Genomic DNA, 23,591 nt, shown 5'->3' with positions numbered 1-23,591 from the left:
GATTTGTCCTCGTCAAAGCGATGGCTTGTGTCTACGACGCAGCTTGTCAAGCTCGCAGAGGAAGGATCCGGGACCGGCATGACGCAGCCCATGGCGCCGAATTCGACAATCAAGAACGTGCTTTTGGCCGGCATTCTGTTGATGCTGGCCGGCGACTTCCTGTTTGCGCTGAACGACGCGATGGGCAAGTGGCTGGTCGCCAGCTTCTCCGTCGGGCAGGTCGTGCTGATCCGTTCGATCGGCGCCTTCTTCGTGCTCGGTCCGATGATCGCGCATCAGGGCACGGCCAAGCTGTTCCGGATGGAGCGGCTTGAGCTGCAGGTCCTGCGCGTCGTCATGACGACGCTCGACACCGCCTTCTTCTATGCCGCCGTGGTCTATCTGCCGCTCGCCGACGTCATGAGCTTCTACATGGCCGGACCGATCTATGTCGCGGCGCTGTCGCATCTGCTGCTTGGCGAGAAGGTCGGCTGGCGCCGCTGGATGGCGATCCTGCTCGGCTTCTGCGGTGTGCTGATCATGCTGAAACCCTCCTCGGCGGCGTTCTCGCTGTCGTCGGGTTTCGCGCTCGCCGGCAGTATTGCCTTCGCCTTCGCCATCATCCTGAACCGGCGCCTGCGCGGCACCAGCGACACCAATCTGGTGACATGGCAGACGATCGGCACGCTGGTGGTCGGCGGCGTGCTGACCATTGGCGCCTGGCAGACGCCATCGGCGCTCGATTTCGGCGCCATGCTACTGCTTGGCATCGTCTCCTGCGGCGCGCATCTGATGATCACCAGGGCGCTGAAGCTGGCGCCTGCCTCGACGCTGGCGCCGCTGCACTACACGCTGCTCTTGTGGGCGGTGGTGTTCGGGCTGGCGTTCTTCGGCGATATTCCCGGCCCGCGTATCCTGATCGGCTCCGGCATCGTCGTGCTGGCCGGCCTGTTCATCTTCCATCGCCAGAAGGTGGTCGACATCACGGTGCCCCCCGAAAACGTGCCGAAGGGTGTGAACTAACCCTGTCGTATCGCCGCCAGGTGCCGTGAAAACTCGGGCGTCTCCATCAGCGCCTTGCAGCGGGCGAATCGATCATCCGCATAAGCGCGAAAGTCGTCGACCGGATTGTTGTTGGCAAGCTGGATCAGCCCCCACAACGTCCACAGCAGGTCGCACATCGCCTTGTGGATGACGATGCGGCCGCGCTCGCCGGGTTTCGGCTCGCCGCCGAAATAGGCGTGCATCATCTCCTCATCTTGCGTCGCGTCGAACTTGCCTTCCACCGACAGGTCGCCGAGATCCCACAGCGGATCGTTCATGCCGGAATATTCCCAGTCGACGATCCACATCCTGTCGCCTGTATCGAGAAAGTTCTCGCACAGTGGATCACAATGACAAGCGACCAGGGGGAGTGGATGGGCGGCAAGCGCCGACCGCACGGTTCCGGCCTCGCTGACAACGTCGTGGTAGCCGGCGGGCAGGGCGACATCCTTGGTCGAGAGCACCTTGAGATAGTCGTCGATCATCGAAAACAGTTCGAAGCGGAAGGGAAAAACCGCGCCCGACATGTGCAGCTTGCGGAAGGCCTTGCCGGCGCGGGCCGGGCTGCCTGTCAGCGTCCGGAATTTCTCGGGCGACATGGTCTCGGCACCGGCAACGAACCGCGTCACCATAACCCCTGTCCCGCTGTCGAAATGCAGCACGTCGGGGCTGACGCCGGCCTTGGCTGCTTCCCGTGCCGCCACGGCCTCATTGGCGCGGTTGATATATTCCTCGGTGCCCTTGCCGGGAATGCGCAGGCAGAAGTCGCCGGCCTTGAAGACAAGGTTGGTGAGGCCGCCGAGCCGCTCCAATGGCCCTTGATAGTCGGCAAGGATCGGAATGCCCGCAAGCACCGCACGCGCCTCGTCAACCGCCATGCCAGCGTCCCCCTGTCGCGCCGTTATTTATCGCGGCAACGGTTCCACAATTTTCATCGTTTGGCTATCATCCGTTGGGGATTCACGAACTGGACGGAACACGAGTGGCTGACAATGGACATGATGGTGCGCCGGGCGCACTTGGTGCGGTCTATGCGGCCAAGCGGCCGGAGGAGGTTGCGGCGCTCTACGACAGCTGGTCGCAGACCTATGACGCGGATATGTCGGCGGCAGGCTATCGCCATCCGACGATCTGCCTTGCCTTGCTTGCCCGCCATCTGCCGCGCGGCGCCTCGCCGCTGCTCGATGCCGGGGCTGGCACCGGGCTCATCGGCGAATGGCTGAGCATCACCGGCTATCCTCGTGTCGAGGCGCTCGACATTTCCCAGGGCATGCTGGTGCAGGCCGCTCGCAAGGGCGTCTATTCGGCGCTGCATTGCCTGGCGCTCGGCGGAGCGCTGCCTTTCGTCGATGGCGCTTATGCCGGGATCGTCTCGGCGGGCGTCTTCACCTCGGGCCATGTCGGCGTTGAGGGATTGGACGAGTTGATCCGCATCTGCCGGCCTGGCGGGGTGATCGTGCTGACGGTCAAGAACACGCTTTGGGATGCCGGCTTCGCGGCAAGGATCGCCGAGCTCGAAGTGCAAGGCGTCGTCACGCGCGTCGAGGAAACTGCTCCCTATGTCTCGATGCCGGGCGAGGCGGACACCGTGCCCAGCCGCGGTCTGGTGCTGCGTGTGAGCTGATCCGCCGTTAGAGCGTTCGTCGTTTCACGGAAACGCGGAACCGCTCTATCTCTTTGTTTTTACGCATTTCCGGACGGAAAACCGTTTCACACTCTTCCTGGAATTGCTCTACGCTTTAACCCTGTCGCCGGCCGGGTCATACATCGGCTCAAGACGGATCTTTGCCGGCGTAGGCTCCATCGCCACGACAAGCTCGTAATTGCCGGAGGCGAGGAAATCGTCGCTGACGCCGTCGGCGTTGCGCACATAGCCGAAGCCGATGTTCTTGCCCAAACTATAGCCGTAGCCGCCGCTGGTCAGGTAGCCGACCGGCTGGCCGTCACGCAGGATCGTCTCGCGCCCGACCAGCACGACCGCCGGATCGTCGACTGTGAAGCCGGCAAAGCGTTTCTGCAATGCGTCGCCGTTGACCGCCTCGAGCGCGCGGCGGCCAATGAAATCCGTGTTCTTGCGCAGCTTGACCGCCCAGCCGAGCCCGGCCTCCCGCGGCGTGTCGTTGGGCGTGATGTCCGAACCCCAGGCGCGGTAGCCCTTTTCCAACCGCAGCGATTCCAGCGCCCGGTAGCCGACAGGCCGGATGTCGTGCCTCTTGCCCGCCGCCATCAGCGCGTCGAAGACTTCGCCGGTGGCCGAAATCGGCACGTGCAGTTCCCAGCCGAGCTCGCCGACATAGGTGACGCGCAGCGCTCGGACCGAATGGCCGGCAATGGAAATTTCGCGCGCATGGCCAAATGGGAAGCCGGCATTCGACACGTCGGCATCTGTCACATCAGCCAGCACGTCACGGGCGTGTGGTCCCATCAGCGACAGCGTGCCGAAATCCTCGGTGACATCGATGAGCGTGGTATCGAGGCCCTCGCCGATATGATCGCCGATCCACGACAGATCATGCGTGCGGAAACCGGTGCCGGTGACGATGTAGAATTTCTCGTCGCCCAGCCGCGCCACGGTCAGGTCGGCCTCGATGCCGCCACGCGTGTTGAGAAGCTGCGTGTAGGTCAGCCGGCCGACCGGCTTGCTGACATCGTTGGCGCAGATCCAGTCCAGCGCCTTCAGCGCGTCGGGTCCGGTCAGCTCGTATTTGGCGAAGGATGACTGGTCGAAGATGCCGACTTTTTCGCGCACATGGCGGTGTTCGTCGCCAACCGCCGCGAACCAGTTCTGCCGGCCCATCGAATAGATGTCCTGCGCCTCGACTCCTTCGGGCGCGAACCAGTTCGGCCGCTCCCAGCCAAGTTTCGAGCCGAACACCGCGCAGTGTTCTTTCAGCCGCTCGTAAAGCGGCGAGACGATGCGGGGCCTGCCGCTGGTGTACTCCTCATGCGGGAAGCCGATCGTGTAGTGCTTGCCATAGGCCTCCAGCGTGCGCTCGCAGACCCATTGCCGGTCGCGATGCAGGTTGGAAAACCGCCTTATGTCGACGGCCCACAGATCCAGCGGCGCCTCGCCATCGACAGCCCATTGCGCCAGCACCCAGCCGGCGCCACCACCCGACGCGATGCCGAAGGCATTGAAGCCGGCGCCGACGAACATGTTGGCGCATTCGGGCGCCACTCCGAGAATGAAATTGCCGTCCGGCGTAAAGCTTTCCGGTCCGTTGATCATCTGCTTGACGCCGACGGTTTCGAGCGCCGGCACGCGCGCGATCGCTTGTGTCATGTGCTGTTCGAAATGGTCGTAGTCGTCATCGAACAGCCGGAATTCCCAGTCGTTGGGCACGTCACCAGTCGTCCAGGCCTGCGGGTTCGGCTCGTAGCCGCCCATCACCAGTCCACCGACCTCCTCCTTGAAGTAGGTGCGGCGGTCGGGGTCGCGGATGGTCGGCGCGTCGGTCGCCAGCCCGTCGACCTTCTCGGTGATGATGTACTGGTGCTTTACCGGTTGCAGTGGCACGTTGATGCCGGCCATGGCGCCGACCTGTCGTGCCCACTGGCCGGCGCAGTTCACCACCTTGTCGCAGGCAATGTCGCCCTTGTTGGTCTTGACCACGGTGATGCGTCCGTCCTTCATCTCGAAGCCGGTGACGCGCACCTCCTCGAACAGCTTCGCGCCATGCATGCGCGCGCCCTTGGCCAATGACTGCGTGATGTCGGAAGGGCTCGCCTGACCGTCGGTCGGCAGCCAGGAAGCGCCGACGAGATCGCCTGTTTCCATGAGCGGCCACATTCTTTTGACCTCGGCCGGCGACAGCAGCTGCATGTCCATGCCAAAGCTCCTGGCTGTCGTCGCCAGTCTTTTGTATTCGGTCCAGCGGTCGGCACTGGTGGCCAGCCGCAGGCACCCGGTCATCTTCCAGCCGGTGGCGAGCCCCGTTTCGGCCTCCAGCCCCTTGTAGAGCTCGACCGAATATTTGAGCACGCGGGTGATCGAGGCCGACGAGCGCAGTTGCCCGACCAGGCCGGCGGCATGCCACGTCGAGCCGGACGTCAGTTTGCCCTGTTCCAAAAGCACGACATCCGCCTTGTGATCGCGGGCCAGGTGATAGGCCGTCGAACAGCCGATGATGCCGCCGCCGATGACGACGATCCCGGCATGCGTTGGCAATGTCATGGTTTTTGAATCCCGTATTTTGTTCTGTAGTTTTCCAGCGCGATCTCGAGCCGCGTCAGGTTTTCGCCGGTATAGGCGACGTAATCGACGCCCGGCGCGTCGAGGTGCAGTTCCGAAACCATGCTCCACATCGCCTCGCGCAGCAGCGAGGCGCACTGCATGGCCGCATGCGAGCGGCGGATTTTCTCGTCCGGCTCCCGGCTGAGATAGGCGGTCAGCAGCTTTTCCGACTCGTCCTCGGACATGCCGGCATTGGAGGCGACGCCGGCGAGATCGAACATCGCTGTGTTGAAGCCGGCATATTCGAAGTCGATCAGCCACAGCTTGTGGCCGTCGTCGAGCAGATTGGCCGGTAAAAGATCATTGTGGCCGAAGACGATCGGCAGCAGCGCCTGCGCTCGCTCTAGTTCGTCGGCAAGCGCGAGATATCTAGGCAATTCGCCGGTCATGCGGCTGTCGCCGGCCTTCAATGTACGCGCGTAGTCGCGGATGACATGGAACACCCAGAACATGAAGCCGGGACCGGAGACGTGATTGGGCATCTCCCGGTGGAACCCGCGCATCAGCGATGCAACGCGGCCGATATTGGCGCGCACGTCCTCGGCCAGATAGGTCCTGGCGCCCAGAAATTGCGTCACCATGATGCCCGGTTCGGCATAGAGGACGGCCGGCGCGTAGCCCGCCGCGTGCGCCGCGCGTGCGGTCATCACCTCGCGATCGCGGAAGACATGGTGGAACGGGTAGTCCTTGCCGAAGCGCACCACGTGCTGCCCAGCCGCGTCCTTGACCACATAGTTGGCGTTGCTGAGGCCGCCCGGCAGCGGTGCGATATCAATGCTGCCCGCCCAGCACGGCAAGGTGCGGATGCGGTCTTCGGCGGTCATGGCTTCGCTCCCCGTTTGGCGAGGGGTCGACAACGCCTCACGGACGGGAGGACGGTGACGGACCGCCGTAGCGACATGTGTTCGAGATTTCGAAGTTCTCGTCGGTGCGAACCTCGGGACCTAAATCCCACACCGCACCGACGAGCCCCTTGAGTCGGCCTTTTCGAGGCCGGCATCCGCCCCCGCGGATTCGAAAAGTGTCGTCGCCGTGGCACCATCAAATTTCCAGGCGCTTCGGCGGGCAAGTTTGGATGCGGCTCAGTCATCAGTTTCCCATGGCAGTCCGAGCCTGCACGAAGCCAGTGTCATGCCATGTGGGGCGGCTTGTCAACGCAAATTTGTGGCTTTTTATGTCTTATTGCCCGATAATGCCGAGGATTCCTTGTCATACTCGGCATATTTGCCTTAGAAGCGGTCAAGGGTGCGGCAATTCACCGAACGAGAACCGATGATCCACTCGAAGCGACATAGCGAAATCCTGCGTCTCCTGCAGGAAGAGGGCACGATCACCATCGCCAGTCTGGCCGACCGGCTGGGCGTTTCGCTGGAGACCGTGCGCCGCGACGTCAAGCCGCTCACTAGCGACGGTTCGGTGCTGAAGATGCACGGCGCCATCGGCCTGCTGTCGATGGCGGGTGAAGCTCCGTTCGAGCGACGCATGCGTGAGAACGCCGATGCCAAGCGCGCCATTGCCCGCATGGTCGCCGCAACCATCCGCGACGGTGAATCGATCATGCTCGACACCGGCACGACGACGTCATTCCTCGCCCGCGAACTGCTGGGACATCGGCGGCTGACGGTCGTGACGAACTCGTCCGACATCGCCCGCACGCTGGCCACCGTCAACGGCAACAAGGTCTACATGGCCGGTGGCGAGTTGCGCAGCGATTCAGGCGCAGCCTTCGGCGTCTCGGCCATCGAGTTTGTCAGCCGCTTTTCCGTCAGCCACGCGGTGATCTCCACCGGCGCCGTCGATGCCGCGATGGGCATCATGGACTACAATCTGGAAGAAGCGGAATTCGCCCGCATGGTGCTGTCGCGCGGCCAGCGGTCTCTCGTCATAACCGACCACAGCAAGTTCGGTCGCCAGGGTCTGGTCCAAGTCTGCGGCTTCGACGGGTTTTCCGAACTGGCCACCGACAAGGCGCCGCCGCAGGATGTAGCCGCCGCCCTTGCGCAAGCTGGCGCACGGCTCAGCATTGCCGGCAGCGAAGCCGGGGTCTGAGCCAAGGTGTGTTGAGATTCGGGTTAGGCCGAGTCGAAAATGGTGGCTTTCGAGAACCGGAGCGGAGCGTACTTTTGGGTACGTGAGCACCGGAAGCACAGAAGGCCGTCATTTGCAGGCCGGCATCACCCGAATATCAGCATACCTTAGCCGAAGACCATCGATTGGTGGGCGCACACGCCCGCGAAAGCGCCGCCCGATACGGCAAAGGCGATGTTGTGCATCGCGCGTGCCGCGTCTCCGGCGGCGTAGACGCCCGGAACCGTCGTCTGCTGTCTTTCGTCCACGGTGATCACTGGACCGAGAAAACCGTCGGTGAAGCCGCAGCCGAGTTGCTCGGCCAGCAGGCTCGCCATTGTGTTGCGCGGCGCGGTGAACATCGCCTGGACGCCGACGGTTCGGCCGTCATCGAGATGGACGATCAATCCTCCCGAACCGTCTTCCCGCAGCTCGGCGACAGTGCTGGGCTCAAACCTCACCTTGCACTTCTCCAGGACGGCCATTTGCTCGGCGTCGGGCTCGAGCAGGCCGTTGCCGAACAGCGTGACGTCGCCCCAGTCGGCGATCAACTGCGCCTGATGCATCGACAGCGGACCGGTCGCGAGCACGCCAAGCGATCCGCCGGAAACCTCGTAGCCATGGCAATAGGGACAGTGCAGAACGGTCTTGCCCCATTGTTCGGCGAGCCCGGGAACGTCCGGCAGGATGTCGCGAACGCCGGTGGCCAGCACCAGCCGTGCGGCGCCGAATATCTCTCCGCCATCGGTGGTGATTTTGAAATCGTCGCTGCCCGCGGCCACGGCCTTGTCCGCACGCCCGCTGAAAACGCTGGCCGTCGGATAGGCAAGCAATTGCCGCCTCGCGTCATCCAGTATCGCATCGGGCGCGCGCCCGTCCTGCCCCAGGAACCCGTGCGAATGCTCGGCAAAACGGTTGCGCGGCTGGCCGGCGTCGATCACCAGCACATTGCGCCGCGCCCGCGCCGCCTGGATGGCGGCGGACAGGCCGGCAAAGCTGCCGCCCACGACGATCAGGTCATAGTGCATGGCTGGATACTCCAATCAGGTCATAGCGCCGGCGGAAGTCGGCGGTCAGGTCGGCAAGCGTGATATGGCTGAGCTTCTGCTCAAGCAGCTTCTCAGCCTCGACGCGGAAGTCGTCGAGAACAGCGATCACCGCTTGCTCGACGAGGCAGCCCGGACTTTCCGGTTCGGTGCTGAACGGCAGCAGCGTTTCACCGAGCGCTGTGCTGATCTCGGCCAGCGAGATGGCTTCCGGTGCCCGCCCAAGCAACCAGCCGCCGCCATGGCCTCGCGACGAGGTGACGATGCCCGCGTCCCGCAGGCCGGCGATGGTGCGGCGAACGACAACCGGATTCGTATGGATGAAGGCGGCGAGCTGTTCGGAGGTCAGCGCGCGGTCCGGCGTCTCGGCCATGTGGACGAGAATGTGCAAGGTCGAGGAAAGCCTGCTGTTGCGTTTCATGTAACTTACATAGTTACGAGTCTTGCGGGTGTCAAACCCTGCGGGAGAAGATTTCCGATCAGCCCTGGGCAGCGACTTAAGCTGCCGGAAACGTCATCCGGAAACGGGCGCCTGATGGATTGCCCTCGAGGATCTCGATCCGGCCGCCATGCAGCTGCATCATCTCCTGCACGAGATTGAGACCGAGTCCGGCGCCATGATCGCGCGGGTGCAGCCGGTAGAACGGCTCGAATATCCGCTCACGCTCGCCCAGTGGCACGCCGTCGCCCTCGTCCAGCACCTCGATCACGGCGGGTGTGGTGACGCTGACTGTGATCTTTCCGGCGTTGCCGCCATGTTCGATGGCGTTCTGGACCAGATTGGTCGCGGCGCGCTCGATTGCTGTCCGGTCGCCGGTGACGAAAACCGATTTCGCCACCGGCTCGAAGGACATCTCATATCCCGCCGAAAAGGCCATTGGCGCGAGGTCGACGACCACGTTGCGCGCGATCACCACAAGGTCGACCGGCTTGAAATGTTCGGCCTGCCGGTCGAGGCGCTGCAGATCGAGAAGCTGGTCGGCCAGCGTCGAAAGACGCGCGGCGTCCTGCAGCAGCCGGGCTCGTTCGGGCATTGGCGGCAGCGAGGCAAGACGGGTGTTGAGGATGGCGACCGGCGTTCGCAATTCGTGTGCCGCGTCGGTCAGGAAGCGCTTGTGGCGCTCATAGCCCTTGTCGAGGCGTTCCAGCGCCGCATTCACCGCCTTGACCAGTGGCGTGACTTCCTTGGGAACGTCCTGCAGCGGCAGTCGCACGCCGCGCTTGTCGATATCGATGCGCTCGGCCTCAGTGGCCGCATGGCCAAGGCCCGAAAGCGCGCCGCGCACCACCCACGGTGTCGCGAACAGCGTGGCAAGCGCCATCAGTCCGGCAAGCGGCAATATCCCCTGCAAGAAGAGCTGCGGCGCCTCCATGAGCAAGCGAAGCAGGGAAAGGCCACCCTTGGTTCCGGTCATGATCTGGACACTACCGGCCGCCGTATCGGACCAGCGGATCTTTCCAGCGGGTGGCGCGGCTTCGCCTATTGCGTTGTCGATACGTGCGTCGCTTATGTTATCCAGCAAGCCGACAAAGGGCTGGAACGTGGCTGGCACGGTGCCTTCCTGAAGCCGGTGCCCTTGCTTGTCGCGGATAATGAACCAGAGGTCCGGGACGTTCGACCGCAAAGTGATGAGATCAGGTGTGTCCTTGAGGATGAGATCGCCCTTCGCGTCGCGCGCCAGGGCGTCCACGAGCACATCCAGCGATCCGTCCTCGTAATCGTGCGGAATGAGCCCGGTGGCCAGCAAGGCGCCGACGATGCCGATGATGATCAGGGTCAGCATCGCGCATTGCAGCAGGGCGATGCGCAGCACCAGGCTCCATTTCAGCGATCGCGGGCGTCGCAGCGTCATGATGTCTCGCGCAACAAATAGCCGACGCCGCGAATGCCGTTGATCGTTACCCCGCTATCGGCATCGGCCAGCTTGCGGCGCAGGCGTGAAACATGGGTGTCGAGCGCGTTGGACTGGATCTCATCGTCGAAGCCGAAGACCGCTTCCATCAAGGCTTCGCGTTGCACCATGCGGCCAGTGCGCCGCATCAACGTCTCAAGCACGAGAAGCTCGCGGCGCGGCAAGCCGAGCAGTTCGCCACGGATCGACACCTCGCGATGTCCGACATCGAGGACGAGATGGCCGGCCCGTATCACTTGCGACTGCATCGGCGTGGGACGTCTGAGCAGCGCGCGAAGCCGCGCCATGAGCTCCTCGAAGGCGAATGGCTTTGCCAGATAGTCGTCCGCTCCCATGTCCAGTCCGTCAACCTTGTCGGCGGTATCGCCTCTCGCGGTCAGCATCAGCACCGGGGTGGTGTTCTTGTCGGCACGCAATTTGGACACCAGCGACAGCCCATCACCGTCCGGCAATTGCCGGTCGAGCAGGATGGCGTCATAGGCATCGACGGTGACGAAATCCCTTGCCTCGAGCAGCGAGGCGGCATGATCGACCACCATGTCGTGCCGTTTCAATGCGGCGCGCAACGCCGAAGCCATTTCCGGTTCGTCCTCGACCAGCAAGATACGCATCCATCACCTCAAGCGAGACAGTTCCGGCGCCCTACAGCGCCAAGATTGCGCAAACATGGCGATTTTGAAGCGCCGGCGCTGCAAAGGCCATTTCTTGCAACCTCCGGTTTTTCGCAATGTCTACGCAATCCGATCATCGCAAACACCGTCCACCGAATGCCGGCAAGCGATTCGCCCATGTTCGGACACGAGAGCATCGGACCCAAAACGGGAACCGATTTCGGGAAAGTCCGATGCTTGAACAGAGATAGAACGGTCGCGCTGATCCCAACGGCGCGTCCGCTCCTTCAATATCGAGGATGGATATGCCTGCAAGTGACGCCTTGTCTTTTCTTCTGGCCTGGACCGCGGCGCCGGCCAGAATCGGTTCTGTCACGCCTTCCAGCTCCAGCCTGGCAGCGCTGATGACGCAAGACATCGGCCCCGAGACCGGGCCTGTGCTGGAGCTCGGCCCGGGCACCGGACCGTTCACACGGGCGTTGCTGGAGCGCGGTGTGCGCGAGAGGGATTTGACGCTGGTCGAATCCGATCCCGATTTCGCCGCCTTGCTCAAGCGGCGCTTCCCCGGGGCTCGCATTCTTGAGATGGATGCCGTCGGCCTGCGTCATTTGCCGCTGTTCGAGGGCCCGGCTGTCGGCGCCGCTGTCAGCGGCCTTCCTTTCCGGCTGATAACGCCGCGCCAGACAAGGGCCATTCTCGAGGGCGTCTTTGCCAATCTGCGCCCCGGTGGTGCGTTGTATCAGTTCACGCTCGGCTGGCGTTGCCCGATCGACCAGTCGATATTGGATTGCCTAGATCTCGAAGCGACGCGGGTCGGTTTCACGCTTCGCAATTTTCCTCCGGCCACCGTCTACCGGATCGCCAGGATCAAGACGGTCAAAACCTATGATTGGCGTTTCTTGTGACCGGGCCGCTGTCGAGCATTCTCGGCCTCGGTCTGTTCGGCGTCTTCTGCCTCGCCTTCGCCGAAAAGATCCTGCCAATCCCGCCTTCGCATGTGCTGTTGCTGTTCCTTGGCATGACGGCGGCTCCGGACGCAGCGACGCTGGCGATCCTGCTGCTGGTGACGACGCTTGCCTCCTTTGCCGGCTGCCTTGTCTGGTACGCGGTGGGCCGTCGGATCGGATTTGACCGTGCCGACCGGCTGGTCGAGCGTTTCGGCAAATGTGTCTTTCTGCGCCATGCGACCTACAGCCGTCTCGGCCAGGCCTATCGGCGCAATCAAGTCAGGGTCTCGTTGCTGGCGCAGTTCATTCCGACCGTGCGCAATTACCTGCCGATCGCGGCCGGTGCGCTCAGCCTGCCGGCTTTGCCCTTCGCCGCCGCGACAATCTTGGGAGCCATGCTCTGGAATGCCGGCTTTCTCGTCACCGGCTACATGTTGCATGGCAGCGGCCAGGATACGCTCACGGTGGGCTTCCGCATTATTGTCATCGTCGTGGCCCTGGAGACGGCATTCATGCTTGCGCTGCGCTATGGCCCCGCATGGCGGCGACGCATCAAGCTGGCGCTCGGCTGAGCGCGCGGCGCCTCCGTTGCCAGTCATGGGATAAGCTCCGCCGTCGGCTTTCCTTCCCTTTCGCGCCGGTGTTTAGTCCGGCCATGGCTTTCACCATCCGCCAGTTGCAGTTCTTCATCGCCGTGGCCGAGCAAGGCACGGTGTCGCGCGCCGCGCAGAACCTTTCCATCTCGCAATCGTCGGTCACCGAAGCGATCAAGGAGCTTGAAAGCGATCTCGGCGTCGAACTGTTCGAGCGCCATCCGCGCGGCCTGAACATCACCCACAAGGGCCATCAGTTCCTGCGCCACGCGACAAAAATTCTTGCTGACGTCTCCGACGCGCGCCGCTCTTTTTCCGGCGAGCAGGCGGTGGTGGGCGGGCGGTTACAGCTCGGTGTCACATCGCTGGTCGCCGGCTATGTGCTGTCGGATCTGCTTGCCCGCTACCGCCGCGCCTATCCCGGCGTCGAGGTCTCGGCCATCGAGGACAATGGCGATTATCTCGAACACCTGCTGATCGGCGGCAAGCTCGACATTGCCGTCATGGTGACCTCCAACCTGCGCGACCGCACCGCGCTGCAGTCTGAAATCCTCGAGGTCTCCGCTTACCGTCTCTGGCTGCCGCTCGGCCATCCCTTGGCTGGCGCCGATATCATCAGCATCGGCGACATCGCCTCGGAGCCGCTGATCATGCTCACCGTCGACGAGATCGAGGAGAACACCGGCAAGCTGCTGACAGCGATCGGCGCCAAGCCGCATGTCGCCTTCCGCACCCGTTCCGTGGAAGCAGTGCGCAGCCTGGTTGCCACCGGCGCCGGCGTCGCGCTGCTGCCCGACCTTGTCTACCGGCCGTGGTCGCTGGAAGGCGACCGCATTGAATCGCGCGATATTTCGGGCTCGTTGCCGGTGGTGCAGGTGGGCATGGTCTGGCGGCGCGGATCCGGCCTGCCGCAGGCGGCGCGCGACTTTATTGGCCTCGCCCAGTCGCAGCGCACCGTGCGCCAGCGGCCCTGACAGCATCCTCGCCGACCTATCGGTAAAACCGATATCGGCTTTCTGATAAATGAATTTGCGAAACCGGAATTTTCACAGCACCTTGCATCCCAGGGACCAAAGCCGCCGCAAGTGCGGCCCCTTGGAGCGCTGCTCGCCATCGGGCGAACTGACCTTTGAGTTCGCGCATGATCCGTTCCGAAAGCCGATCCGGGTTTCGGGGTCACGCGCCAAAATGGGAGATTGATGATGAATTCATTTTTGAAGTCATGCACTGCTTTGACGGTCGCACTGACCTTTTCTGGCCAGGCCGTCGCCCAGGTCAAGGAACTCGGCAAGGGCGAGGGCCAGGTCAACATTGTTGCGTGGCCGGGCTATATCGAGCGCGGCGAGACCGACAAGGGCTACGACTGGGTCACCTCCTTCGAGAAGGAGACCGGCTGCAAGGTCAACGTAAAGACCGCCAACACCTCCGACGAGATGGTCTCACTGATGAATGAAGGCGGCTTCGACCTCGTCACGGCCTCGGGGGATGCATCGCTACGCCTCGTTGCCGGCAAGCGCGTCCAGCCGATCAACACCGATCTCATCCCGAGCTGGAAGACTGTAGATGACCGCTTGAAGGATGCGCCATGGTTCACTGTCGGCGGCGTCCATTATGGCGTCCCCTATCAGTGGGGGCCGAACGTCCTCATGTACAACACCGAAGTGTTCAAGGAAGCGCCGAAGAGCTGGAACATCGTCTTCGAGGAAATGAACCTGCCGGATGGCAAGTCCAACAAGGGCCGCGTCCAGGCTTATGACGGCCCGATCCACATCGCGGACGCCGCCAACTATTTGATGTTCCACAAGCCGGAACTCGGCATCAAGGACCCCTACGAACTGAACGAAGACCAGTACAAGGCCGCACTCGCTTTGCTGCGTGTCCAGCGCACGCTGGTCGGCCGCTACTGGCATGACGCGGCGATCCAGGTCGACGACTTCCAGAACGAAGGCGTTGTCGCATCGGGTTCGTGGCCTTTCCAGGTCAACACGCTGATTGCCGCCAAGAAGCCGATCGCCTCGACCGTTCCCGAGGAAGGTGTCACCGGCTGGGCCGACACCACGATGATGGAGGCCGACGCGGCCAATCCGAACTGTGCCTATAAGTGGCTCGAGCACTCGCTGGCACCGAAAGTGCAGGGCGATGTTTCGGCCTGGTTCGGCTCGCTTCCGGTTGTGCCCGCTGCCTGCAAGGGCAACGAACTGCTCGGCGAAGAAGGCTGCAAGACCAACGGCTACGAGAACTTCGACAAGATCAAATTCTGGAAGACCCCGGTGTCGAAATGCGCCAGCCAGAACAACCAGTGCGTGCCCTATTACCGTTGGGTGTCGGACTACATCGGCGTCATCGGCGGTCGGTGATTTCGCCACGCATTTATTGATAGGTTGACGCTGCCCCTCACCCTTACCCTCTGCCCGTGAAGAACGGGCAGAGGGGGGCGCCAGCGTTGAAGCTAGACCCTTCTCCCCGTCCCTATACGGGGAGAAGGTGCCGGCAGGCGGATGAGGGCAGCGCAACCGCCTAAATTTTGACGAGCCTGAAAGATCAGGACAGCCCATGACATCCGCCGTTTCCTTCAGACAAGTCTCCCGCCATTTCGGCAGCGTGCGCGCTGTCGACGCTGTCGATCTCGACGTCGTGCCGGGCGAATTCTTCGCCATGCTCGGGCCCTCGGGTTCCGGCAAGACCACATGCCTGCGCCTCATCGCCGGCTTCGAGCAGCCGACGTCGGGCTCGATCTCGATCTTCGGCGAGCGTGCCGAGGGCGTGCCGCCCTATCGCCGTAACGTCAACACCGTGTTCCAGGACTATGCGCTGTTTCCGCATCTCAACGTGCTCGACAACGTCGCCTACGGCCTGATGGTCAAAGGCGTCGGCAAGGCCGAACGCCAGAAGGCTGCTGAAGAAGCGTTGTCGCTGGTACGGCTGCCCGGCTATGGCGCGCGCCGACCCGGCCAGCTTTCCGGCGGCCAGCGTCAGCGCGTCGCGCTCGCCCGTGCACTGGTCAACCAGCCGAAAGTGCTGTTGCTCGACGAGCCGCTCGGCGCGCTCGACCTCAAGCTGCGCGAAAACATGCAGGAAGAGCTGAAGTCGCTGCAGAAGGCGCTCGGCATCACTTTCGTCTTCGTCACGCATGATCAGGGCGAAGCCTTGTCGATGGCCGACCGCGTCGCCGTCTTCAACGACGGCAAGATCATGCAGATCGGCACGCCGGAGGATATCTACCAGCGGCCCAGGACCCGTTTCGTCGCCGATTTCGTCGGTTCCTCCAACGTGCTGCCACCGGATTTCGTCCAGCGCTATTGTGGCCAGAACCGCTGGGGCAGCCTGCGCCCCGAATCCATCCGCGTCGGTCGCGCGGCAAGCGGCGAAGGTGTTTCCGCGCGCCTCGTCTCGACCAACTATCTGGGCGCGACGACGAAGCTATCGCTCGATGCCGAAGGGCTGAGATTGCACGCCATCGTGCCCGCTGGCTCTGCCTTGCCGGCGGAAGGCGAGGCGGTCGTGCTGACCTTCAACCGCGAGCACCTGCATCTGATGGACGAGCCGGCATGAGCCTCGACGCCACCATGCCGCGCGCCGCCGCCCCCGCCATCCTGCCAGGCAGCGGCGGCCTTCGCGGCGCGCTGTCGGACCTTTTCTGGCGCAAGCCCAAGGTTCTCCTGCTACTCATGCTCCTGCCGCCATTGCTGTGGCTTGGCGTCGTCTACATCGGCTCGCTGTTCGCGCTGCTGGCGCAGAGCTTCTTCTCCATCGACGAGTACTCCGGCCTGATCAACCGTGAGTTCACGCTGAAGACCTATGGCGACCTGTTCCAGGCGGCCAATCTCGATATCATCCTGCGCACGGTGACGATGGCGGCACTGGTCACGCTGGCCTCGGCCATCGTTGCCCTTCCCATCGCCTACTATGCGGCCCGCTATGCGCGCGGTCGCTGGAAGGCACTGTTCTATCTCGGCATCATGCTGCCGCTGTGGTCGAGCTACCTGGTCAAGATCTGCGCCTGGAAGCTGATCCTGGCCAAGGAAGGCATTCTCACCTGGCTGCTCGGCAAGCTGCACCTGCAATGGCTGCTTGATGCCTGGCTGTCGCTGCCTGTGGTTGGCGGCAACTCGCTGTCGGTGTCGTTCACCGGCACCTTCATCGTCTTCGTCTATGTCTGGCTGCCGTTCATGATCCTGCCTGTGCAGGCAGCCCTCGAGCGCGTGCCCGGCAATCTGGTCGAGGCCTCGTCCGATCTCGGCGCCTCGCCCGGCCAGACTTTTCGCAACGTGCTGTTCCCGCTGGCGCTGCCTGGCATCGTCGCCGGCTCTATCTTCACCTTTTCGCTGACGCTCGGCGACTACATCATCCCGCAGATCATCGGCACGTCGCGGCTGTTCATCGGCCAGGCCGTCTATGCCCAGCAGGGCACCGCCGGCAACATCCCGCTCGCCGCCGCCTTCACCGTCGTGCCCATCATCATCATGGGCTTCTACCTCTGGGGCGCCAAGCGCATGGGGGCCTTCGATGCGCTCTGATCGTGGTCAATCCGCTCCCCTCGGCCTGAAGGTCGCCGCCGCTTGCGGCTTGCTGTTCCTGCACCTGCCGATCCTGTTGATCTTCGTCTATGCCTTCACCACCGAGGAGAAGAGCTTCGTCTGGCCGCCGCCCGGACTGACCACGCAATGGTTCGCCGTCACCTGGAACCGGCCCGATGTGTGGCAGGCGCTGTCGCTGTCGGTCAGGGTCGCGACCTTTTCGACCGCGATCGCGCTGGTCCTCGGCACGCTTTGCTCGGCGGCGGTGTCGCGGACAAAATTCTTCGGCCGCGAAACCATCTCGCTGCTGGTCATCCTGCCCATCGCGCTGCCCGGCATCATCACCGGCATCGCGCTGCGCTCGGCCTTCGCGCTGACCGACATCCCGTTCTCGTTCTGGACGATCGTGCTCGGCCACGCCACCTTCTGCGTCGTCGTTGTCTACAACAACGCTGTCGCCCGCTTTCGCCGCACCTCGGGCTCGATGATCGAGGCCTCGATGGACCTTGGCGCCGACGGCTTCCAGACCTTCCGGCACGTCGTTCTGCCCAACATCGCCACAGCACTCCTTGCCGGCGGCATGCTGGCCTTTGCCCTGTCCTTCGACGAGGTCATCGTCACCACCTTCACCGCCGGCCAGCAGCAGACGCTGCCGATCTGGATGCTGGAAGAGCTGATCCGCCCGCGCCAGCGACCGGTCACCAATGTCGTGGCCATGGTCGTCATGCTGGTGACGCTGCTGCCCATCCTTGCCGCCTATTACCTGACCCGCGACGGCGACCAGATCGCCGGTTCGGGCAAATAACTGAGTTCATAAGGGAGAGACGTCCATGGACACCCAGATGCTGATCGGCTCGAAGTTCGAGAATGGCACGGAAACCGAGGAGCCGATCCTCAATCCGAAGACCGGGGCGACAATCCTCAACCTGCCCGAAGCCAGCCAGGCGCAGATCGAGGCAGCGGTGCTCGCCGCCGAAAAAGCGTTCGTCTTGTGGTCACGCACCACGCCCGCACAGCGCTCGGGATATCTGCTGAAGATCGCCGACCGCATCGAGGCCGACGCGAAGGAGTTCGCGGCGCTTGAGGCGCTCAACTGCGGCAAGCCGATCAATGCCGTGCTCAATGACGAAATCCCGGCGATCGTCGATTGTTACCGCTTCTTCGCCGGCGCCGTGCGCTCGATGCCGGGCGTCGTCGCGGGTGAATACATTCCCGGCCATACCTCGATGGTGCGGCGCGACGCCATCGGCATCGTCGCCTCCATCGCACCGTGGAACTACCCGCTGATGATGATGGCCTGGAAGCTGGCGCCGGCGATCGCCGGCGGCAATACGGTCGTCTTCAAGCCCTCCGAGCAGACGCCGCTGACGGCGCTGAAGCTGGCAAAAGTCCTTGCCGAGATCCTGCCCGAAGGCGTGGTCAATGTCGTGCTTGGCCGCGGCGACAGTGTCGGCAACACGCTGATCAACCATCCCAAGGTCAACATGATCTCGATTACCGGCGATGTGGCCACCGGCAAGAAAGTGCTGCAGGCGGCCGCCAAGTCGGTCAAGCGCACGCATCTCGAACTTGGCGGCAAGGCGCCAGTCATCGTCTTCGACGACGCCGACCTTGGCGCCGTGGTCAACGGCCTGCGCGCCTTCGGCTACTACAATGCCGGGCAGGACTGCACCGCCGCCTGCCGCATCTACGCCGGCAAGAAGATCTACGACAAGCTCGTCGCCGAGCTGTCCTCCGCCGTCTCGACCATCAAGTACAATCGTCCCGACGATACCGAAAACGAAATCGGGCCGCTGATTTCGCGCCGCCAGCGCGACCGCGTGTCGAGCTTCGTCGAGCGCGCCTCGGAACTGAAGCACATCGAGATCACCACCGGCGGCAAGCCGGGCGAGGGCACCGGCTTCTACTACCAGCCGACCGTCATTGCCGGTGCCCTGCAGGAGGACGAGATCGTGCGCCGCGAAGTGTTCGGCCCGGTCGTCTCGGTCACTCGGTTCACCGAAGTCGACGAGGCGGTGAACTGGGCCAACGACAGCGACTATGGCCTGGCGTCATCCGTGTGGACAAAGGATGTCTCCCGCGCCATGGCGACGGCCGCCCGCCTGCAATATGGCTGCACCTGGATCAACACCCATTTCATGCTGACCAACGAGATGCCGCATGGCGGGCTGAAGCAGTCCGGCTACGGCAAGGACATGTCGCTCTACGCGCTGGAGGATTATACCGCCGTGCGGCATGTGATGGTGGCGCATGGGTGAGGAGTGGTCCGCGTAGCGGACGAAAAGCCCCTAAATGGGCTTTTCGAGCGACGAACGCCCGGAGCCATAGCGTAGGGCCGGGCGTGCGTTGAGAGGGGCAGCACAATCTTGCCCAGGTTAGCTCTGCCCCTCATCTGCCTACCGGCATCTTCTCCCCGTAAACGGGGAGAAGAACGCTTCCACTACTCCACAATCCGAAAAATCTGCCACAGGCTGGTGCCCGACACGACATAAGGCTCCATCTCCTTGCCCCATTTGGCATGGGCGTCGATCTTGCTGATCCTGGCGAAGAACGCCTCCAACTGGGCGAGGCTTTCGACCTGGTGATGCGACTCGACCGTCGCCTCGCGCGCGCCGATCGAACCGGTCATGATCTGGAATTTCAGGTCGGCGATGCCGACCTGGGAGCCGATTTCGCGTTCCCATCTTTTCAGCAATTCGAGCACGGTCTGCTTGTGCCCGAACCTGGCGTCGATCTGCCATCTGGCGCTGAACATCGCCGCCGCCTCACTCGTCCCAGGCCTGCACGACGGTCTGCCGCGCGATCCGCCCGCCCTTCAGCTCCAGCATCGCCGCGGCGAACACTTTCGTGCCGTCCGGGTAGGCGCAGGCCTGGGTGAAGGCGAGGTTGTCGCCGTCGGCGATCGTGGTGTCGACCTTGTGGGTCATCGCCCGGCTGCAGATATCGTCCCAGAAGGTGGCGATCGCCGCGCGCCCGCGGATTTCGCGCGGCTTGCTTGGCGGGTTGTTGCGGTCGATCACCCGCACCAAGGCGTCGTCGGCATAGAAGCTCGACAGCATCTTTCCATCGCGGCCTTCGATCGCCTTCTTGATCGCCGCGCCGTCCACGGTCTGTGTCTTGGTCAGCATGTCACTCTCCATTGCCCGTCTTCATGATCGGGCGGTTGATGATCGGAAGTGCTGCCCGGCGCTCATCGACGGGCAGTGGCTTTTGTCACTGCGACTTTGCCTTGACGGCAGCGAAGACCTGGTCGGTCTGCTGCTTGAAGGTCGCGAGGTCGACCTGGCTGCCGTTGAGCATCGTCGACCAGTGGCGCACGATCGCGGCCATCGTCACGGCCTCCTTGATCTCCTCATCGGTCGCACCGTTGAGCTTGGCCGCCTGCGTATGGAAATAGATGCAGTACTGACAGGGAATCTGCGATGCGACGGCGAGCCCCATCAGTTCCTTGGTCTTGCCGTCGAGCGCGGTCTTGGGGTTGAGCTGCACGCCCTTGATTTCGGCCCAGGCGCCGGCGATCGCGACATCCGGCAGCGTCTTGAACATGTCCGGCACCGAGCCGAGCGTTGCCTGGATGTCCTTGTAGGCGGCGGTAGCCGAAGCGTCCTCGGCCTTTGCCGGGCCAATAGCGAACAGCGCCGCAACGCCTGCCGCTATCACCAGCGATTTGAGTGTCTGGTTTGATTTCAGCATTTCATTCTCCGTTCGCAGCGCCTTTCCTGGCGACATCCGCCTGGCCTGCATGGGAAGAATTTGTAGCGCTTACGGCCCTCCCTGCGCTTCGCCCGAAAGCGCCATGGCTCTCATGGCCCGTCCGGGCCAGCGTGCCGCGCCGAAAACGCCGCCGCCGCCGCCCGCGATGGCAGGTCCAGCTTGAGCAGTATGTTGGCGACGTGGCGCTTGACGGTATGCTCGCTCAACCTCAGTTCGGCGGCGATCGCCGCATTGCTCTTGCCGTCGGCGATCAGGCTGACAACGTCGCTTTCGCGCGCCGTCAGCGCGGTTGGTTCAGTCGTTCGGGTCTTAACGCGGCAGGCCGGCTCCAGATGCTGTTCGGACACCGCCTGAACCAGCGCCAGCGGCTCGTCCAGATCGTCCAGCGGAATACTCCCGGCATCGGTGAAATGAAGACCCGAGCCGGTTGCGAGATCCGCGACCAGCCGCGACGCGAGGATGTCGCCACGGCCGGCGTGAGAGGCGAGTTGCATCGTCACCCGCGTCGTCAGGCCCACCGGTGGCCCGCGCGGTTCGATCTCACCGACATGAGCCCCTTGCGCACTGGCCACACCGATGCTCTGCGCCGCTTCGCGCAACGCCCCCGCGCAGCGTATGGCGCGTGCCGGCCCGTCGAAACGCGAAATCATCATCTCGCCTTGCGTCCCCACGGAGTGGCCTCCATGCCGTCCGACCAGCTGTCGCCAGGTTTCCTGGAAGCGCTGGCTGCGCTCGCTCCACATGCGGTCGCCGAGCCGCGCCGTATCGTAGATGCGCGTCACCAGAAGGGCTGCCAGCACGCGGTCCGCCTCGGCCACAGCGCGCTCACCAGTCAGGAACTCCTCGATCAGATCAGCCACGCGGTCCACGTCCCCAGTCCAGATCGGGTGGTCGCGGCCGGGAATCTCGATCAGCCGGGCATCCGGTATCTTCCTGGCAAGGAAACGGCTGGCGTCGGGATCGACCCGCGCATCGTTGCGGCGATGGATCAGCAAGGTTGGTGCGCTGATCGCGGCCAGCACGCCGCGCACGTCGATTTCGGCGTTCATCCGTGCAAGTGCCACCGCCGCCGTCGGACTGGCCGACAGCCGCTCGAAGCGCGCCCACCATGTTGAAAAACTGGCGTCATCGACCCGACTCGGTGCGAAATGCGGCAAGGTGGCGCCAGTGCCCCAGGCGGTCTCCGCCGTCTCGATGAAGGCGGCGAGACGTTCCGGCGGCATCACCCATTTGTGGAAATGCGCATAGCCGCCATAAAGCGCCAGCGCCCGCGTCCGCTCCGGATAGGTGGCGGCGAACAGCATTGCCATCGGCGCGCCTTCGGAAGCGCCGAGCAGGGCCGCGCGGCCGCTGCCGGCGGCGTCCATCACGGCGCGCACATCGTCCATGCGCGTTTCGAGGCTGGGCAGGTGATGAACATCGACGCGGTCGGAAAGACCCGTGCCGCGCTTGTCGAACAGGATCAGCCGCGAGAACGCCGACAGCCGTTTCAAGAGCCGGCTGTAGCCCTCATCTTCCCAATGCAGATCGAGATTGGAGATGAAGCCGGGGACGAAGACGAGGTCGAACGACCCCTGGCCGACCACCTGATAGGCAATCCGCACCTCGCCACTAAGGGCATATCGGGTCTCGATCGGCCTCATGCGTTTGTTCCGCCCGGGCTGACGATTTCTGATCGTCAACCATAGCAGAGGCAGGCCGTTTGCGGCAGTTCAAACTTTAGCAACAGGGAATGTAAGGCGGCGTGGCGCAAGCGCTACTTCTGCGAAGCGGCGATCTCGGCGGTGGATTCGCCAGCCGCCGTGCCCTTGCCGCCGGGAGCACCGCGTTCGACATCGGCTCTGAATCCCGGACCTTCCGGCGCCTTCGGCCGCCTGATCCTTGCCGAGGCGGCGACGACGAGTTCGTTGAACTCGGTGCTGCCGCCGTCCAGCATCTCGAAGAACTGCTGCCGCATGCGGGGCTCCCAGAACTTGTTGATATGCTCGGCGGTCCCGGCAATGCCCTCCTCGCGTGGCTTGGACTGGAAGAAGGTGCCGATCTGGTTGGCCATGCGCACCAGCTTTTCCTTGGTGCTCATGATGTGTTCTTCGTCATGCGACATGCTGGGTAACTCCCAAGACCACCCGGTCGGGGTGGGTGAAAACATCGAAATCGTCGCCGCGCACCAGCGCCACCAGCGTCATGCCGGCATCCTCGGCGGTGCGGATGGCAAGCGCGGTCGGCGCCGAGACGGCGATGATGAAGGCTGAGCCGATCGCCGCCGTCTTCTGCACCATCTCGACCGAGACGCGCGATGTGACGACGACAGCACCGGTAGCGCCATCGATCCTAGCCCTGGCCAGCGCGCCGGCCAGCTTGTCCAGCGCATTGTGGCGGCCGACATCCTCGCGCGCCATGACGATGCCCTTGCCAGGCACGTAGAAACCGGCCGCGTGTACGGCTCCGGTTTCCGTATGCAGCGGCTGTACCTTGGACAACAGCTTGACGGAGCGAACGATGTCATCGGCCTCAAGCGTAAGCCTTGACGCACCGACCGCGTCGACCGAGCGCATCGCTTCCTCGATCGATTCGATGCCGCACAATCCGCAGCCGACGGGGCCGGCGAGCCTGCGCCGCCGCGCTTCGAAACGCGTGTTGGCGGTGTCCTTCAACCGGATCTGGATGTCGATGCCGGCGCCATGGTCCTCGACCTCGATGGCCCCGATCTCCTGGGGCGAGGCAATGATGCCTTCGGTCAGCGAGAAGCCGAGCGCGAAATCCTCGAAGTCGGCGGGGCTTGCCATCATCACCGCGTGGGTGGTGCCGGCGAAGGAGAACGCCACCGGCGTCTCTTCCGGCACCATGCGGTTGGCAGCCGCCGTGCCGCTGGCGCGGTGCGCCAGCCGCGATATCTGCGTCGTGGCTTTGCGGCGCGCGGTCAAGA

Annotated in this window: 24 protein-coding genes; 11 read left to right on the top strand and 13 right to left on the bottom strand. The window is 63.6% G+C overall.

From position 1 onward, the window contains the following. Positions 1–78 precede the first annotated feature (78 nt). The gene (locus tag LGH82_RS15260) at positions 79–1,002 is read left to right on the top strand and encodes a DMT family transporter (RefSeq protein WP_227349248.1); all 924 of its coding nucleotides are present in this window, start codon (positions 79–81) and stop codon (positions 1,000–1,002) included. On the opposite strand, the gene LGH82_RS15255 is transcribed toward LGH82_RS15260, so the two are convergent. Beyond that, positions 999–1,901, bottom strand: coding sequence for a phosphotransferase family protein (locus LGH82_RS15255; protein WP_227349247.1), 903 nt, complete (start codon positions 1,899–1,901; stop codon positions 999–1,001). The two genes, LGH82_RS15260 and LGH82_RS15255, sit on opposite strands and share 4 nt — an antisense overlap. A gap of 104 nt (positions 1,902–2,005) precedes the next feature. Between LGH82_RS15255 and LGH82_RS15250 the strand changes: the two genes are divergently transcribed. Continuing rightward, complete coding sequence (locus LGH82_RS15250; protein WP_227349246.1) at positions 2,006–2,647, top strand: class I SAM-dependent DNA methyltransferase; 642 nt, start codon at positions 2,006–2,008, stop codon at positions 2,645–2,647. A gap of 108 nt (positions 2,648–2,755) precedes the next feature. Here LGH82_RS15250 and LGH82_RS15245 read toward each other — a convergent pair whose 3' ends face one another. Then, positions 2,756–5,197, bottom strand: coding sequence for a GcvT family protein (locus tag LGH82_RS15245; RefSeq protein ID WP_227349245.1), 2,442 nt, complete (start codon positions 5,195–5,197; stop codon positions 2,756–2,758). Beyond that, entirely contained in the window at positions 5,194–6,081 is an 888-nt protein-coding gene (locus tag LGH82_RS15240; RefSeq protein ID WP_227349244.1) for a phosphotransferase family protein, read from the bottom strand. The genes LGH82_RS15245 and LGH82_RS15240 overlap by 4 nt, the downstream gene beginning before the upstream one ends. A gap of 448 nt (positions 6,082–6,529) precedes the next feature. On the opposite strand from LGH82_RS15240, the gene LGH82_RS15235 reads away from it, so the two are divergent. Beyond that, entirely contained in the window at positions 6,530–7,306 is a 777-nt protein-coding gene (locus tag LGH82_RS15235) for a DeoR/GlpR family DNA-binding transcription regulator (RefSeq protein ID WP_227349243.1), read from the top strand. A 146-nt stretch (positions 7,307–7,452) separates the two neighbouring features. On the opposite strand, the gene LGH82_RS15230 is transcribed toward LGH82_RS15235, so the two are convergent. From LGH82_RS15230 to LGH82_RS15215, 4 genes are all read right to left on the bottom strand, one after another. Next, complete coding sequence (locus LGH82_RS15230; RefSeq protein WP_227349242.1) at positions 7,453–8,352, bottom strand: NAD(P)/FAD-dependent oxidoreductase; 900 nt, start codon at positions 8,350–8,352, stop codon at positions 7,453–7,455. Then, positions 8,342–8,791 carry an RrF2 family transcriptional regulator gene (locus LGH82_RS15225; protein ID WP_227349241.1) on the bottom strand — a complete coding sequence of 150 codons (450 nt, stop codon included), beginning with the start codon at positions 8,789–8,791 and terminating at the stop codon, positions 8,342–8,344. The genes LGH82_RS15230 and LGH82_RS15225 overlap by 11 nt, the downstream gene beginning before the upstream one ends. Before the next feature lie 76 nt (positions 8,792–8,867). Further along, the gene (locus tag LGH82_RS15220; RefSeq protein ID WP_227349240.1) at positions 8,868–10,223 is read right to left on the bottom strand and encodes a sensor histidine kinase; all 1,356 of its coding nucleotides are present in this window, start codon (positions 10,221–10,223) and stop codon (positions 8,868–8,870) included. Continuing rightward, positions 10,220–10,894 (bottom strand): response regulator transcription factor, encoded by a 675-nt coding sequence (locus LGH82_RS15215; RefSeq protein WP_227349239.1) that lies wholly within the window; start codon positions 10,892–10,894, stop codon positions 10,220–10,222. The genes LGH82_RS15220 and LGH82_RS15215 overlap by 4 nt, the downstream gene beginning before the upstream one ends. Before the next feature lie 404 nt (positions 10,895–11,298). Between LGH82_RS15215 and LGH82_RS15210 the strand changes: the two genes are divergently transcribed. The 8 genes from LGH82_RS15210 to LGH82_RS15175 all read left to right on the top strand — a co-directional run bounded on the left by LGH82_RS15210 (position 11,299) and on the right by LGH82_RS15175 (position 19,209). Continuing rightward, entirely contained in the window at positions 11,299–11,799 is a 501-nt protein-coding gene (locus LGH82_RS15210) for a class I SAM-dependent methyltransferase (protein ID WP_227349238.1), read from the top strand. Next, positions 11,796–12,413 carry a DedA family protein gene (locus tag LGH82_RS15205; protein ID WP_227349237.1) on the top strand — a complete coding sequence of 206 codons (618 nt, stop codon included), beginning with the start codon at positions 11,796–11,798 and terminating at the stop codon, positions 12,411–12,413. Before LGH82_RS15210 ends, LGH82_RS15205 begins: the two co-directional genes overlap by 4 nt. Positions 12,414–12,496: 83 nt before the next feature. After that, positions 12,497–13,408: a LysR substrate-binding domain-containing protein gene (locus LGH82_RS15200; protein WP_227349236.1), complete on the top strand. Its 912-nt coding sequence runs from the start codon at positions 12,497–12,499 to the stop codon at positions 13,406–13,408. Positions 13,409–13,636: 228 nt separating this feature from the next. Further along, the gene (locus LGH82_RS15195; RefSeq protein WP_227349235.1) at positions 13,637–14,791 is read left to right on the top strand and encodes an ABC transporter substrate-binding protein; all 1,155 of its coding nucleotides are present in this window, start codon (positions 13,637–13,639) and stop codon (positions 14,789–14,791) included. Positions 14,792–14,987: 196 nt separating this feature from the next. Then, positions 14,988–15,986 carry an ABC transporter ATP-binding protein gene (locus LGH82_RS15190; RefSeq protein ID WP_227349234.1) on the top strand — a complete coding sequence of 333 codons (999 nt, stop codon included), beginning with the start codon at positions 14,988–14,990 and terminating at the stop codon, positions 15,984–15,986. 14 nt (positions 15,987–16,000) lie between these two features. Next, positions 16,001–16,951 carry an ABC transporter permease gene (locus LGH82_RS15185; RefSeq protein ID WP_227349594.1) on the top strand — a complete coding sequence of 317 codons (951 nt, stop codon included), beginning with the start codon at positions 16,001–16,003 and terminating at the stop codon, positions 16,949–16,951. Continuing rightward, positions 16,941–17,756: an ABC transporter permease gene (locus tag LGH82_RS15180; protein ID WP_227349233.1), complete on the top strand. Its 816-nt coding sequence runs from the start codon at positions 16,941–16,943 to the stop codon at positions 17,754–17,756. The genes LGH82_RS15185 and LGH82_RS15180 overlap by 11 nt, the downstream gene beginning before the upstream one ends. 25 nt (positions 17,757–17,781) lie before the next feature. Beyond that, positions 17,782–19,209: a gamma-aminobutyraldehyde dehydrogenase gene (locus LGH82_RS15175; protein ID WP_227349232.1), complete on the top strand. Its 1,428-nt coding sequence runs from the start codon at positions 17,782–17,784 to the stop codon at positions 19,207–19,209. A 182-nt stretch (positions 19,210–19,391) separates the two neighbouring features. On the opposite strand, the gene LGH82_RS15170 is transcribed toward LGH82_RS15175, so the two are convergent. The 6 genes from LGH82_RS15170 to fdhD all read right to left on the bottom strand — a co-directional run bounded on the left by LGH82_RS15170 (position 19,392) and on the right by fdhD (position 23,589). Continuing rightward, on the bottom strand, positions 19,392–19,706 hold the full coding sequence (locus tag LGH82_RS15170) for a hypothetical protein (protein ID WP_227349231.1): 315 nt from the start codon (positions 19,704–19,706) through the stop codon (positions 19,392–19,394). A gap of 10 nt (positions 19,707–19,716) precedes the next feature. Beyond that, positions 19,717–20,079 carry a nuclear transport factor 2 family protein gene (locus LGH82_RS15165; protein WP_227349230.1) on the bottom strand — a complete coding sequence of 121 codons (363 nt, stop codon included), beginning with the start codon at positions 20,077–20,079 and terminating at the stop codon, positions 19,717–19,719. 85 nt (positions 20,080–20,164) lie between these two features. Beyond that, entirely contained in the window at positions 20,165–20,644 is a 480-nt protein-coding gene (locus tag LGH82_RS15160) for a carboxymuconolactone decarboxylase family protein (protein ID WP_227349229.1), read from the bottom strand. Between the two features lie 110 nt (positions 20,645–20,754). After that, positions 20,755–22,308: an alpha/beta fold hydrolase gene (locus LGH82_RS15155; RefSeq protein WP_227349228.1), complete on the bottom strand. Its 1,554-nt coding sequence runs from the start codon at positions 22,306–22,308 to the stop codon at positions 20,755–20,757. A gap of 113 nt (positions 22,309–22,421) precedes the next feature. Then, positions 22,422–22,769 carry a formate dehydrogenase subunit delta gene (locus LGH82_RS15150; RefSeq protein WP_227349227.1) on the bottom strand — a complete coding sequence of 116 codons (348 nt, stop codon included), beginning with the start codon at positions 22,767–22,769 and terminating at the stop codon, positions 22,422–22,424. Continuing rightward, a complete protein-coding gene (gene fdhD, locus LGH82_RS15145; RefSeq protein ID WP_227349226.1) occupies positions 22,759–23,589 on the bottom strand; it encodes a formate dehydrogenase accessory sulfurtransferase FdhD in 831 nt (276 codons plus the stop codon). Before fdhD ends, LGH82_RS15150 begins: the two co-directional genes overlap by 11 nt. Between the last annotated feature and the right edge of the window lie 2 nt (positions 23,590–23,591).

The organism is Mesorhizobium sp. PAMC28654, from assembly GCF_020616515.1.
Lineage (GTDB): Bacteria > Pseudomonadota > Alphaproteobacteria > Rhizobiales > Rhizobiaceae > Mesorhizobium.
This window is presented reverse-complemented; position numbering and strand designations above follow the sequence as displayed.